This window comes from Oceanirhabdus seepicola (genome assembly GCF_023684385.1).
Taxonomy (GTDB): domain Bacteria; phylum Bacillota; class Clostridia; order Clostridiales; family Clostridiaceae; genus Oceanirhabdus; species Oceanirhabdus seepicola.
Genome location: NZ_JAGSOJ010000004.1, coordinates 338,921 through 352,740 on the forward strand (window position 1 = coordinate 338,921; position 13,820 = coordinate 352,740).

The following is a 13,820-nucleotide window of genomic DNA, read 5'->3' on the forward strand; positions in this document are numbered from 1 at the left end:
TATAAATCATTTAGGAAGTACTCACTTTTTAGATACTAGTTACTAAAAAGTACATACTTTCACCTTAAAATATATAATGCTATACTGAGGTTACAAAATTTAAAGGATAAATTTTTAATTTAATTGACGAAGGAGAATGCAAATGGATAAAAAAGTAATTATTGAAGTTTTTGGTGTAAAAGAGACTGTCCCTCAATCATCAGGATGTGGTTGTGGACCAAAACAAACTATGGGCGAGATGTATGATGAGTTTGAGGCATTAATACAAAAAAGTGATATATCATCCGAAGTAGAAGTTAAGTTTATTGATGTAGAAAAAGATGATATAGATACTTATGATTATATTAAAGTTGCACTTGAAAGCGGTTATTCACTTCCACTAACAGCTGTAAATCAAAAAGTAAGATTTCAAGGTAAAGTACCATACATGCAAATTTATAGATTAATAAAAAGATCTTTATAATTCATTTCTTTTCAATATGATAAGAATATAACACAAGGACTATGATAAGAATATAATAGTTGTCTATATTAAATAGATTGGAGGGATACAGATGGAATATTACAACAAACAAGAAGTAACAAAAAACGTAAAAGAAATGCTTTCAGCTTTCAGATTACTTGGAGTATCTTCAAGAGAAAGATTTGAAAATGAAGAAATATCTACACTTAAAGATAAACATCCGAAAAAAATATTAGAAAACTTCCAGTCAGTTATAGTATTTGGTGATGGAACACACAAAAAGGATAAAAACACTCATGAACCATTATCATTTAATGATCATGTAGAATTACTAACTTCCCCTACTGGGGTTGTTAAATATTTAAATTCTCTTGGATATAAATCTCATATAATTCACAAAAGTAATATAGATGTATCTTTAGTTGACATGGCAGTTAAAGCAGGTGTAGGTGAATTAAGTCCAGTTAATTCATTAGTAGTTAGAGGGTATGGATTAACTCCTGTTATACAAGCAATTGTGACTGAAGCTCCACTTGTTCAAGATGATTTACCAGAACCTAAAACACACTGTATCAAGTGTAATTTATGCTTAAAAGCTTGTCCAATTAGGGATAAGGCATATGTATCTGGTGATATGAGTAAATGTGCATGTAATAAATGTGTTAAAGTATGTCCAGTTTAAAACATATTAAGAAAGGAGAGTTAACCATATGTCAAAAAAGAAAATACAATTTTTTACAGCAACAGTAATAACTTGTGCTAAATATGCTTTAGAAGAATTAAATAACGACTTATCAAATTTAGGTAGTGGCGGCTGTGGCGGCAGCGGCGGTGGTTGTGGCTGCGGTGGTGGTAGTAGTAATTCTTTAATGACAATTGACTCTTTATTTGATATTTTTTCAGATATGGATGATTTTGAAGCAGAACTTTATAACCATGATACAGATAAAGAACAGTATTACTCAAATTTAAATGCTGTTTTTAACACTATGGGCATAGAAGCAATAGCACAAGATTCTACAATCGAATATCTTAAAAGTGCATACTCTCCTATCATAGCTGTTGATGGAAAAATAATAGCTATGGGAAGAGTTCCTGAAGATTTCGAAATTCTTGATGCTATCGATGAAAATACACAAATTCCTGTGGGAGCACCTACAGGCTTCTAATAGATTGTACTTCAATTAATCTCCTCATAACTCTTGTTTTGTAAAAAAATTTCCTCTTTAACTAAAGAGGGAATTTTTTATATTTTTTATTAAACTCATATTTTAAAATTATTTTCATTAATTATTTCATAAGATTGTTTGTTTTAAATTGATTATAGAAACTATAAGATATATTTTGAGTACTAACTTATAAACTCTTAGTTACTTTTTCATATACACACTATAAACGTTATAAAGGGAGGTCTTTGAATGAATAACAAGCAAAAAAGTATTGAAAATTTAACAAGCTCAGAATGTGGAGTAGAGTTTACATTATCTGTTATAGGAGGGAAATGGAAACCACTTATATTATGGCTGTTAGCAAAAAAAGGAACAAAGAGATATGGTGAAATCAAAAGATTTATTCCTAGTTAAAATAAAATATATTCATTTCTGAAATTTAATGAGCTTTACACAAAACTATTACCTGACTCCAGTATCATTTAACCTTTTCTCTTAAAATTTTAACTCCTCGTCTTAAACTCTTTAAAACATTCTCTACTCCTATGTCATTTACTATTCCTTCATGAGTCACAAGTGTCATTGCATTAACAATAACTATATCTTTCTTGTATTGATAAATTGAACGCTCATATAACTTCCACCCAAATCTTTCAACTTTAGGTGCAATTAAATATTTTTCAAGAGTAACCTTTAAAAATGCAAAGAAAAAAACAAACAATCCACTAAGAACTTCAGATGATAGATATAACTCACCTTTATGGCTTATTTCTGAAATTACTAGAACTAATATTATTGATAATATTACATCTATTACAGATATTAATGAATTCATAAAAGAAAATAATTTAAATTTCCTTTTTAACCTCTTTTCAATTAACTTTCTCTGTTTTAGAATTACTGAATATTCCTCGATTATCTTACTATCTAAATTACATTGTTTTTTTCTCTCCAACTTTTTTTCTAATATTTCTTTTGATAACTGATTGAATTTACTCTGTGAATTTTTATAAGCCCAGTTTAAATTATACTTATGTTCATTTTCAGCAATTTCAAAGAACTCATTAAATAACTCATTAAGTTTATCTAACTCTTCAGAAATATTCTCTATTAATTTCTCATAATTTCTTTCTGGACATATTTCAAGAAGAAGTGCGTTAACTGTACTCTTTATATCATTATTGTAAAAGTCTTTTATCATATGTACACTCCTAGTTTCTTTTAATTATGGATTGTATCATATATTTTAGTAACTTACAAGAAATATGATCACCGTGATTTATTATAATTTAATAGCTTTTGTTGCAATAAAAGTATTTATGTATTCATCCAGAGGTGAATCCCCACTTTTATCTTCATAAAAACCAGCAATAACAAATCCAGCTTTTATTTGCCCCTGTATTTGATCTTCTAATGAATGTCCAAAACAAGCAGGTTCATTTTGATCAGTAATCAATTCTTTAAATTCATCCTCTGAAAGGTCTTTGATATCCGAGTATGGTATTTTATGCTTTACAACTAATTCCCCATTATTCATTGATTTTAAATCAAATATATATTCTATTGAATTACTAAACCCAGCTAAAAGAACACCATTCTTCTTCAATACTCGATAAGCTTCTTTCCATACAGGTAAAACATTATCAACAAAGCAATTTGATACTGGATGTATAATTAAGTCAAAAGTCTCATCATCGAATCTAGATAAATCTCTCATATCCCCTAGTTCAGTATGTATAGTTAGTCCTTCTCTTTCTGCTACTAATATATCTTGACTAAGTTGCTTTGGCGAATTATCAAACACTGTAACCTCTGCACCTAAAGCCGCCATAATTGGTCCTTGTTGACCTCCACCCGAAGCAAGACATAATACTTTTTTATTATCTAAGGGTAATGGAAACCACTCTTTTGGAACTGTTTTAAATGATGTTAATACTATGTCCCATTCTCCTTTTTTAGCATTTCTAATATCCTCTTCACTAACAGGTTGAGTCCAAACATTATTGTTTTCAACCTCAATATCCCATACTTTTCTATTATAATCAATAAAATCCATAATAATCCCCCAATATTGTTTACATTATTTTTCTGTGTTACTATTTAACTATAATAACATAAATTTTACCAATAACCAAAAACTCTATTTTTATGATAGTATTAGCCTACACCTTACCTAAGTTAACTTTATATAATCCTATCTCCTACACCATCTCTACAATGACTATTATCGTTAATATACAATTCTTTTACTTTAGTAAATTGTTCTGACCAAACTAATATTTCACTATTAGTTATCCACTGATCACATGAACCATCTATGTTAAGTTCCTTTAATTCACTTGTAATAGTTTCTTCTAAAGCTTTGCATACATTTATAGTCGATATATTAACCAGCTCTCTTGTCCATTTATTATTTCTAACCTCTACATATGGTGTAACCCCTAATCTATTATGCTCTTCAAGTATTTCTAAAAACACATTCTCCATAATATTGATTATTTTTGTTATATCTTCTTCATTAAGACATTTCTCTAATTTAGTACTTATGCTTGCAGCTAACTTAGGCAATTTAGAAAATTCATATGAAAACCACTTCATATATCCTGGATAATACTTTTTATTGTATAAATACACCAATCTTATTGTATTTTCTATAATCCTAGTTAGAATAATTTTTCCAGATATTATTTGATTACGTTTAAAACAGAGCGGTACTGTTGCAAGATCATCTAGTTCTCTCCAACAATACAACACTTTATATTTCCATACATCATCATTATAATATGAAAAGGTCTTCCTAACCTTTGTTATCTCTCCAATAGAGTCTTCGAATATTTTTCCTCTAGTTAATTCTAAAAGCTTTTGCTCAGGTATGCAGAGCCATTCTATATTATTTAGATAGTATTCATTTTTCTTATTATCTTTATTAACTATACCGTACTGAATTCTTAAATATCTTTCTACTGTAGTAATTGCTACATGATGTATGGAATTGTGTTTATCATCAGTAGTTATAAGAACTTCAAACTCTTCATTAAATACAAATCTAGTTTTATAACCTAGATATTCAAGTGGCAATTCTGACTTAAGCATCATATCAATTTCACCAGCATATTTATTATAATCATCTTCCATTAACCAAATATGACATCTAGGCCCCCACTCATGATCCCTTGATAATTCATCGTCATTTCCTAAAACATCTGATCCATATCCAATAAGACCTGCTGCATATTTATTTTTTAACATAGGAAAATTCTTGTCTATTAATATCTTTACTACGTCAAAATAAAACGATTCACATAACTCTAACCCCTTCATTTTTCCACTCCCCTTAATTAATCTTTTGGAATATATCCATTAATTAAATTTTACCAAAAATAAAACAATTTACTAGACTTATATTTTCCATTGTGTTATCCTATAGCTAGAAGTTTTTATACAAGTAAATATTACAAATCATGCGACTGGCGGAAATGGAGTTCACCATGGGGAGCATGATTGATGATGATTATCGACCGTCTGGGTAAATATTTATTTATCCAGGCTTTTTTGCGTTCAATTTTATTAAGGAGGTTTCACTTTATGAAAGATTTCGAATTTGTACTTAAGTATGGTTGCAATCCACATCAAAAACCCGCAAGAATTTTTACTAATAATAACTCATTACCATTTAAAATTTTAAATGGTAATCCAGGTTATATAAACTTTATGGATGCATTTAATTCATGGCAATTAGTAAAAGAACTCAAACAAATAACTGGACAACCAGCAGCTGCTTCATTTAAACATGTAAGTCCAGCTGGAGCTGCAGTTGGAATTCCTCTAAGTGATTCATTAAAAAAATCTTATTTTGTTGAAAATATGGATTTATCCCCTGTTGCTACTGCTTATGTGAGAGCCAGAGGTGGTGATAGAATGTCTTCCTTTGGTGATTGGGCTGCCATAAGTGATATTGTTGATTTAGCTACTGCAAAAATTTTAAGTAGCTCTGTTTCAGATGGAGTAATCGCTCCTGGTTATACTGATGAAGCCCTTAACATATTAAAGAAAAAGAAAAAGGGCAATTATTGTGTTATAGAAATGGATTGTACTTATGAGCCTGATAATATTGAAAGAAGAGAAATCTTTGGAATTACATTTGAACAAAAGAGAAATGATGTTTTAACTAATGAAGATATGCTTCTTAATGTTGTAACTGATAATAAGGCCATCTCTGCAGATGCAAAACGTGACTTACTCATTTCAATGGTTACCCTAAAATATACTCAATCTAATTCAGTTTGTTTTGTATTAGATGGTCAAGTTATTGGAGTTGGTGCAGGTCAACAATCTCGTATACATTGTACAAGATTAGCCGCATCTAAGGCTGATATATGGTTTTTAAGACAGCATCCTACTGTGATTAACCTACCTTTCAAGGATGGTATTCCAAAATTTCATAGAGATAATCTTATTGATCAATTTTTAAGTGATGACATTACTCCAATGGAAATGAAAGAATGGAATAATATTCTCAATTATATACCAAATAGATTAACCAAAACGGAAAAAGCTGAGTGGCTATCTAATCTAACAGGAGTTGCTTTAGGTTCCGATGGATTCTTACCTTTTACAGACAACATACACAGAGCTGCTCAAAGTGGTGTAAAATATATAGTTCAACCAGGAGGTTCATTACGTGATGATATTGTAATCGAAGCATGTAACAAATACAATATCGCTATGACCTTCTCAGACATAAGATTATTCCATCATTAAAATAAAGAGCTATAAAAGTTATGCTTTTATAGCTCTATGTTATAAAAATGTATTTCGTTATTAAGCTTTATCATTATCTAATATATCTTTATAGAAATTCTCATCATAAAAATTATTCTGGTTTTTATCATGGTTACTATACCATACTTGTGCAATAAAATGATTTTCCTTTGCAATTTCATCGTAATTCCAAGGAGAAGGCGCACATTCTGGACACCAATGCCCACCTAACAAAACTAGTGTAGGACTTGCTTTAAATTCATGTCCAAATGCACACTTCCATTTAAGTTTTGTTTTCAAGTCACCTTTAATCATTGATTCTGATAAACACTCTCCTCCACGAAAAATAGCAGCTTCTTTCATATCTTCAATATCAAGCTCTGATTTTTCCTTGCACTCATTATACCCATGCTCTAGAATTATTTTTTCTTCACAAACATCGAAGCAAAACTCATCCCATTGCGGTATCTTATCCCACGCTTCTTTAGATCCCCAAAATGCTTTAATTGGGCCTTCCAGGTTATTTTGTATCCAATAAAGTGTTCCATTTTCACATAAGGTTGATGGCTTTATTATCTTTTCCTTTATTATCTTAGAGGGAATCAACCTAAGCAATTTATATGAAAATTTCATTTCTTTCTTGATTTCTTCTAAAAAGTTGTCAAACCCTTCAGATCTAAAGTTAAAATAACTTTCTAACTTATCTGAGTCTAAAAAATATAAACAGTGGAAATTTTTCAGCGCATACCATTTAGGCTCAATAATTTTTTTGAAATCCAAACCCAGTGCACTATACATTTTGCTTAAAAACTCATAACTTGTAAGTCTATATTTTTCTCCGCCTCCAATATTGTATATCTGACACCAAAAATCATCAGGCAAATCCTTTTCATTTTCAATTACTTTACTCATCAACCGCCCTGAATCACGAGCTGTAACCCATTCGACGTGAGTCTTAAGGGGTTGGTGATATGATAATCCCCCTTTATTACCCTTAAGAAGTCCCGTATGAAGTATTCCCGTTTGACGAAATGAAACCCAATATTTTAATCCTGATTCAATAACAGCTCTTTCAGCTTTTGCTTTAGTTACTGCATAATAATCATATATACTAGGCATAATTGGATCTCCAACTCTTCCCCAGTGAATAGGTGGTAATCTATCTCCATACTCAGCTACACTACCTACATATATCAATTTTATTTTTTTATGTTTCTCCTGTTCTTTTACAGCTTCTATCACATTAATGGTACCCTCATAATTTACTTTGTATGTTGATTCTGGATTAAAATCAGCTTGTGGTGGTATGATAGCGGCTAAATGAATAACGTAATCTGCTTCATGTATACATCTTAATACGGACTCATAATCAGTTATGTCTCCAAATACTATCTCAATTTCTTTAACCTTAATATATTCCTTAACAACATCTAAAGTTTTTTCAACTTGTCTTATCAATAAGATAATATGAAATCTTTCTAGTATTTTTATTAATTCTTTCAATACTTCCCTTCCCATGACCCCTGTTGAGCCTGTTAAAACTATCTTTTTCTTTTCCATTTTCACAACTCCATTCACTAATAACTTTTAAATTTTAGTTTATAGTTTTCAATTGTAGAAAATTTATCTAAAAGATATTAATATTATTAGCATTAGGTAAATTGTCTATTAGTTATACGTTAAAACTTAAAGTTTTTATTATTATATTAAGCTTGAGTTAGAAAAATCACGAAAACTATTTTCTATTAAACATAATACTTTCTTTAAATGTATTGCCTTCTCAGTTGTTATAATGTAGAATAATTACGAAATTGTAGAAAAATCCACTTAAGGAGAAATGACAGAAATGAAGATACAAAAGAACGCTCAATCATATTTATTAATAATTTTAGGAGCAACGCTATGGGGTATAATAAGTATTTTTGTTAAAGGCCTATATAACCTTGGTTTCGGTACACTTGAAGTTGTGTTTATAAGAGTATTCAGTGCATCATTAATTTTAATTGTGTATATTCTTTTCACAGATAAAAATCTACTTAAAATTAATTTGAAAGATATCTACTACTTTATTGGAACTGGTGTCTTCAGCATAGTTTTTTTCAATTGGTGTTATTTCAGTGCGATGAAATTAATTCCTTTATCTGTTGCTTCAATACTTCTTTATACTGCACCAGCTTTTGTAACAATTCTATCTCGTATAGTTTTTAAAGAAAGTATTACTAGAAGAAAAGTATTTTCATTATTATTAACTTTTATAGGTTGTATATTTGTCACAGGGTATTTCCCTAATACTGGAGGCAAAATAACGTTATTAGGTCTTATGTTTGGTATAGGATCTGGTTTTGGATATGCTTTATACAGCATCTTTGGAAAAGCAGCTATGAAAAAGTATGATTCAATAACCATTACAGTTTATTCTTTTATAGTTGCAAGTATTAGTCTAATTCCTATGATTGATTTAAAAAATATGGTTTCTTTATTTAATAACGGACAAGCTTATGGGTATGCTATTGCTTTAGGTCTCTTCCCTACTGTATTAGCTTTTATTTCATACACTAAGGGATTAGAAAATATTGAGTCAAGTAAAGCTTCTATTATAGCAACCATTGAACCTGTAGTTGCCTCCATTGTTGGTGTGGTTGTTTTCAAACAAGTACTGACCTTATATCAAATAGTGGGAATCTTAATCGTCATTATGGCAATTTTTATTGTTAGTGAGAAAAAAAGAGTCATTATTAAAGATAAGAAAACAACATGAAAACAATATATTAAAAACTAGCTAAATATAGCTAGTTTTTTTAATACACTATTCCTTTATATAGTATTTTCCTTTAAAAGAAAAAGAACAACTTTTTGATACAATTTCTGATTTAACTCTTCCTGATCATAATTTGAGTATCTTTCTTTTTCCTCATTACTAAATGTAATATTCTCTTCTTCAGCTATCTTTTCTATAATAGCTTTTTCTGTTAAATAAGTTTCCGCTTCTAATTTACATTGTTCAAGTAATTCTTCTTCAGTCTTTTTTGTGTAAGATAAATATATTTGTAAATTTGTATTTCTCTTTTCAAGTTGCTTTTTAAAGTCTTCAAATATTTCATCTTTAAGAGAATTTACTTCCTCATCTTTTAACTGGACTTGTGAATTCCCCATTATTTTTCTCATTATTTCATTAATAGTGTTCGCACTTTGATTCATCATTTTTTGATAATATATATTATCTTTAGCATATTCTTTTAATTCCTTTATTGTGTTTATTTCTTCAATTTTAAAGCTTTTAACCACAGCATCTGTTAATGTAGGAATTACACGTTCCATAACTGATAATATTTTTATTTCAAAATGAACTTTCTCACCTCGAAGATACTTTATTGAAGTTTTATCTGGTAATATAACGTCAATTTCAATTAAATCACTTTTTTTCTTACCCAATATACTATCTTCAAATTCTTTTATTAAGAACCCTTCCCCAATTTTGGAATGATGATTTTTTGCACTTACCTCAGGAATCTTTTCCCCATCATGATATGCATTATAATCTATAACAATATAGTCACCCTTTTCAACCGTACCTTCTTTTTCAACATCTATTTTATAGCGTTCTCTAATTTTGAGACAAAAACCATTGATTTCATCATCACTAACAATTACATTAGGGCGCTTAAAATCAAATTTTTTATATTGACCAAGTTTAGTTTTCATTTTACCACCTTTCCCACTCTATATTTTTCTAATTAATTCTCATTAGCATTTTTACTTTCTTCTTTTTTCACAAATTCTTTTACATCATCTTTTGATGATTTTTTAAACTCACGTATTGTATCTCCAAAAGTTTTTCCAATCTCAGGTAACTTTTTAGAACCGAAGATTAAAAATCCAACAACTAATATAATAAATAATTCTGTTCCACCTAATCTACCAAACATGATCTCATCTCCTTAATATTGTAATATCCCTGCATTTTGAAGTATTAAAATAATCTGAAATACCATTACTAATAAGATAATAAAACTTAATACTAACTCTTTAGCTGTTATTTTTTTATCCTTTTCCATAATTTAACCCCTTTATTTCTTAATTTTGTTATTAGTTTAAAAGATAAACCTATTGGACAAAAATACGTACAATAAAAACGACTTTGGAATAAACTTATAAAAATTAGTATTGGTAAGCTCATCCACATAATTGGTAGAGCTGTTAAATTAAAAATTGCTCCAAATGGATCATACGCTAATGTTTGAATTTCATTAGTATAAAATACAATCATTAAAGCCATATATGCTAATGTAGGAGGTATTAATGTAAATATTTTTACTAACTTAGAATTTAATTTAATGGGTTTTAGTCCACCAAATTTAAAAATAGATTCTTGTGCCGCTCCAAATGGACATATCCATGAGCAATATAAATTTTTGCCTGTGATTAAAATAAGAGTAATTGTTCCAATGATTAGCAAATACCAAGATATATTGTTAAATGCTGGCCAGTTCCCACCTAATAGTGAAAAAATCATTCCAAAAGTGACGAACTTATTTAGATAAAACCCAAGTACAATTGCTGAGTATAATAATATCCACTTTCGATATTTGTTAATTGACTTTATATAAACACTTAAAGTTGCAATGATAAAAATTAATATAAGAGCTAATTCATTCAATCCGATTGAGAATTTATAAAATGGGTTTATAACATTTTTATTAAAATAATCATTTGAAATAACTGATGTTGCATCATTTACAGCTTTTGTTATAGCAGCAGATGAAATTGTTGCACCCCCAACAGCATCTACTTTATTATTTGTCTTGATTCCTTCACTACTTCCAGCATATCCTTTGGCATTATCTATATAAACAGGTTCGAAAATAGATATTCCCTTAAATCGGTTTCCGAATTTAACTGATTCTAATTTTTCATAAAAAGCAGGTGTTTCCCCTTGTTTAATTATTTCAACTTGTTCAATATTGCCTTCTTTATTAATCATAGTCATAACTTCAATAGTTGACTGGTATCCAACTGATTCTGTAAAAGCTACAAAATAAAATTCATTGGGATCATTTTCTGCATATGCTTTATAAATAAGAGGTGAATTACTTAATTGTTCAGTTTTAAGAATATTAGAATTCACTTCGTAAATTTTTGATGCATAGTCCTCAGATTCACCACTGAAAAACATAGAATAAGCACCAAATATGAATAATGAAACCGCTAAAAATGCTAAATATAATTCTCGAATAGTCCATTTTCTTTTCATAACTACCTCCACTAAATACAGTAAATATATTTGTTAAAAATTTAATTAATTACACTTTTAATTTTAATTATTAAAAACTTTTTTACAATCATTTTTGACTATTGTCACCCCGTGACTATAGTCATCAAAGGAAAGAACAAAATATATATATATGTTAAATAATAAGTTTATGGATTAACACTTCGTCATATTTACAAGCTCAGATTGAATAAAATAAAAACTAGCTAAAATATAGCTAGTTTTTATCGCCTTTTCTATTTTTTTCAGTTGCAGCCTTACTCACATTCTTTTTAGGCGCTAGACGATGTGCAATTATAGCAAAAACTACTGCTAATCCACCAAAAACTAGTAATCCCATATTAGCTGCTCTAACTTCATTTTCTATATATGAATCATATGTCCATAATGTTGTAAATGCAAATGTTAAAGCTGATAATACAACAAATGTATAACTTCCTTTGCTAAATCTACCAACCTCTTTTAATTTTTTATAAAAATATGTTATTGCAGAGAATGATACTGCCCCAGCAACAAACCATACTAATTGATGTAAACCTAATAACCATTTAAATAAGCTAACTATTATATGCATATATCTGCCCCCCTAAAGTTTATCCCAGAAATCATTAACAGCGTCTTTTAAATATTTTGATTCTAATCTTACTTCTGGTTCTACTGGTCCACCGTATCCGAACCATTCATCAAATGAACGTAACAGTGGTTTAAATGGTGTTAATGTCATTAATTTTGATAGATCATGATGCCATTCATCTATTTTATTGTATGGACATACTGCAACACATGTAGTACAACCACCGTCATTGTAGTTCCAGAATGATAAACATCTCTCGCCATTTACAAACCATTTCTCAACACCTGAAATATTTGATTTACCTACTTTCCCTGTGTCAAACTCCATTCCTTCTTTAACTACTGTTATTGGCTCTTTAGAAATACTCTTACCAGGACACGCATCAGCACATTTCATACAAACATCACAGAATTCTTTAACCCCAAATGTTTTTGGTTTATCTGGATGAATTTCTAAATTTGTATATACTTTAGCTAAACGGACGCTTGGCCCAAATTGTTCTGTTACTACCATTCCCATTCTACTACCTTCACCTAAACCAGCTTCAATTGCTAGTGGGACAGATACAGCTGTGTCATTACCACATTGAGCTGCTTTGTAACCCATTTCTTTTAAAAATTTAGCTACTTTATACGCGGTTTCTGCCATTTGTGAATATGCCATACTAGTGGCACCTCTTGATACTGCTGTTGGTGCTGTTTTCATGGCATCATAGTCTTGTTTAAAAGCCATAACTATTATTGATTTAGGTTCAAAGCCAGCTTCACGCATGAAATCTGATTCTCTTGTTGTTACACCGTAAGTTTCAAATTCACCTTTTTTCAATTTAATTGGGTTTACTGGTGAAAATGTCTTTGACCCATCAGGCATATTAAATTCTTTAACATTTGGATTTGTCCACTCTGTATACGTCCATCTTTTTGTTCTTTCATTATAAGGTGCGATACCAACTAAATCCGCTCCCATAAATTTAGCAGCCTTCTTAACATATTTTGCTGCATCTTTAGCATCTTTAAATTTATATGGTTCTACACCTTGTTTCACTCTCATATCTACTGATGAATTATCCCATGTAAACAAACCTTGAGTTAAAACAGGCATATCCTTCATCGCTTCACCTGTCTTAGGATTAATTGGATATGTTTGAAGAGTTGGATTAGCACAAGTAAATTTACTCATTCCTCCGAAATCCATATTTACAGAGTCTGCAGCAGTTGATAATGCAACATCAACAGGTCTAAATCCTTCTTTATTTGGATCATGGGCTGTTAATGGTACATATCCTTTCATTCCTGCATAAAAGTGTATTCCAGTTTCAATTGGAGTATGGTAATCATATGTGCTATTAATATACTCATCTTTATATCTCTTCTTATCCCAGAACATACGCATAAACATTACATTTTTACTGCTAAATCCTTTAAAATCCTTTGTAACTTCATATGGATAATCATCTTGATGCTTACCTAGTTCCACCGAAGCCATAACCTTCTTAGGATTTACTGCAAGAGCAGCCCCAGTTGCTGCTGTTGTAACTCCAGCAACTTTTAAAAATTCACGACGATTCATATATAATCCTCCTTA

At 29.8% G+C, this 13,820-nt stretch carries 15 protein-coding genes and 1 riboswitch; of the genes, 6 read left to right on the forward strand and 9 right to left on the reverse strand.

What is annotated here, in order from left to right; translation table 11 throughout:
• Window positions 1–142 precede the first annotated feature (142 nt).
• The 4 genes from KDK92_RS18570 (at window position 143) to KDK92_RS18585 (ending at window position 2,046) form a co-directional block, all read left to right on the forward strand.
• Window positions 143–463 carry a hypothetical protein gene (locus tag KDK92_RS18570; protein ID WP_250860889.1) on the forward strand — a complete coding sequence of 107 codons (321 nt, stop codon included), beginning with the start codon at window positions 143–145 and terminating at the stop codon, window positions 461–463.
• Window positions 464–554: 91 nt separating this feature from the next.
• Window positions 555–1,145, forward strand: coding sequence for a hypothetical protein (locus KDK92_RS18575; RefSeq protein WP_250860890.1), 591 nt, complete (start codon window positions 555–557; stop codon window positions 1,143–1,145).
• A gap of 28 nt (window positions 1,146–1,173) precedes the next feature.
• Complete coding sequence (locus KDK92_RS18580) at window positions 1,174–1,632, forward strand: hypothetical protein (RefSeq protein WP_250860891.1); 459 nt, start codon at window positions 1,174–1,176, stop codon at window positions 1,630–1,632.
• 249 nt (window positions 1,633–1,881) lie between these two features.
• Entirely contained in the window at window positions 1,882–2,046 is a 165-nt protein-coding gene (locus KDK92_RS18585) for a winged helix-turn-helix transcriptional regulator (RefSeq protein WP_276576043.1), read from the forward strand.
• A 64-nt stretch (window positions 2,047–2,110) separates the two neighbouring features.
• Here KDK92_RS18585 and KDK92_RS18590 read toward each other — a convergent pair whose 3' ends face one another.
• The 3 genes from KDK92_RS18590 to KDK92_RS18600 form a co-directional block, all read right to left on the reverse strand.
• The gene (locus tag KDK92_RS18590) at window positions 2,111–2,833 is read right to left on the reverse strand and encodes a hypothetical protein (RefSeq protein WP_250860892.1); all 723 of its coding nucleotides are present in this window, start codon (window positions 2,831–2,833) and stop codon (window positions 2,111–2,113) included.
• An 81-nt stretch (window positions 2,834–2,914) separates the two neighbouring features.
• A complete protein-coding gene (locus KDK92_RS18595) occupies window positions 2,915–3,688 on the reverse strand; it encodes a class I SAM-dependent methyltransferase (RefSeq protein ID WP_250860893.1) in 774 nt (257 codons plus the stop codon).
• A gap of 128 nt (window positions 3,689–3,816) precedes the next feature.
• Entirely contained in the window at window positions 3,817–4,953 is a 1,137-nt protein-coding gene (locus tag KDK92_RS18600; RefSeq protein ID WP_250860894.1) for a DUF4037 domain-containing protein, read from the reverse strand.
• Window positions 4,954–5,085: 132 nt separating this feature from the next.
• Window positions 5,086–5,167: riboswitch (ZMP/ZTP riboswitch) on the forward strand.
• A 50-nt stretch (window positions 5,168–5,217) separates the two neighbouring features.
• Here KDK92_RS18600 and KDK92_RS18605 point away from each other — a divergent pair.
• On the forward strand, window positions 5,218–6,393 hold the full coding sequence (locus KDK92_RS18605) for a phosphoribosylaminoimidazolecarboxamide formyltransferase (protein ID WP_250860895.1): 1,176 nt from the start codon (window positions 5,218–5,220) through the stop codon (window positions 6,391–6,393).
• A gap of 60 nt (window positions 6,394–6,453) precedes the next feature.
• Here the strand turns inward: KDK92_RS18605 and KDK92_RS18610 are convergent, their stop codons facing one another.
• A complete protein-coding gene (locus KDK92_RS18610) occupies window positions 6,454–7,953 on the reverse strand; it encodes an NAD-dependent epimerase/dehydratase family protein (RefSeq protein ID WP_250860896.1) in 1,500 nt (499 codons plus the stop codon).
• 286 nt (window positions 7,954–8,239) lie between these two features.
• Between KDK92_RS18610 and KDK92_RS18615 the strand changes: the two genes are divergently transcribed.
• Complete coding sequence (locus KDK92_RS18615) at window positions 8,240–9,151, forward strand: DMT family transporter (RefSeq protein WP_250860897.1); 912 nt, start codon at window positions 8,240–8,242, stop codon at window positions 9,149–9,151.
• Window positions 9,152–9,207: 56 nt separating this feature from the next.
• Here KDK92_RS18615 and KDK92_RS18620 read toward each other — a convergent pair whose 3' ends face one another.
• From KDK92_RS18620 to KDK92_RS18640, 5 genes are all read right to left on the reverse strand, one after another.
• Window positions 9,208–10,095, reverse strand: a complete 888-nt coding sequence (locus KDK92_RS18620) for a trigger factor (protein WP_250860898.1) — start codon at window positions 10,093–10,095, stop codon at window positions 9,208–9,210.
• Between the two features lie 32 nt (window positions 10,096–10,127).
• A complete protein-coding gene (tatA, locus tag KDK92_RS18625) occupies window positions 10,128–10,319 on the reverse strand; it encodes a twin-arginine translocase TatA/TatE family subunit (protein ID WP_250860899.1) in 192 nt (63 codons plus the stop codon).
• A 107-nt stretch (window positions 10,320–10,426) separates the two neighbouring features.
• Window positions 10,427–11,644, reverse strand: coding sequence for an FMN-binding protein (locus KDK92_RS18630; RefSeq protein ID WP_250860900.1), 1,218 nt, complete (start codon window positions 11,642–11,644; stop codon window positions 10,427–10,429).
• 235 nt (window positions 11,645–11,879) lie between these two features.
• Window positions 11,880–12,236, reverse strand: coding sequence for a hypothetical protein (locus KDK92_RS18635; protein ID WP_250860901.1), 357 nt, complete (start codon window positions 12,234–12,236; stop codon window positions 11,880–11,882).
• Between the two features lie 12 nt (window positions 12,237–12,248).
• Window positions 12,249–13,805: a reductive dehalogenase gene (locus KDK92_RS18640; RefSeq protein WP_250860902.1), complete on the reverse strand. Its 1,557-nt coding sequence runs from the start codon at window positions 13,803–13,805 to the stop codon at window positions 12,249–12,251.
• Window positions 13,806–13,820: the final 15 nt, after the last annotated feature.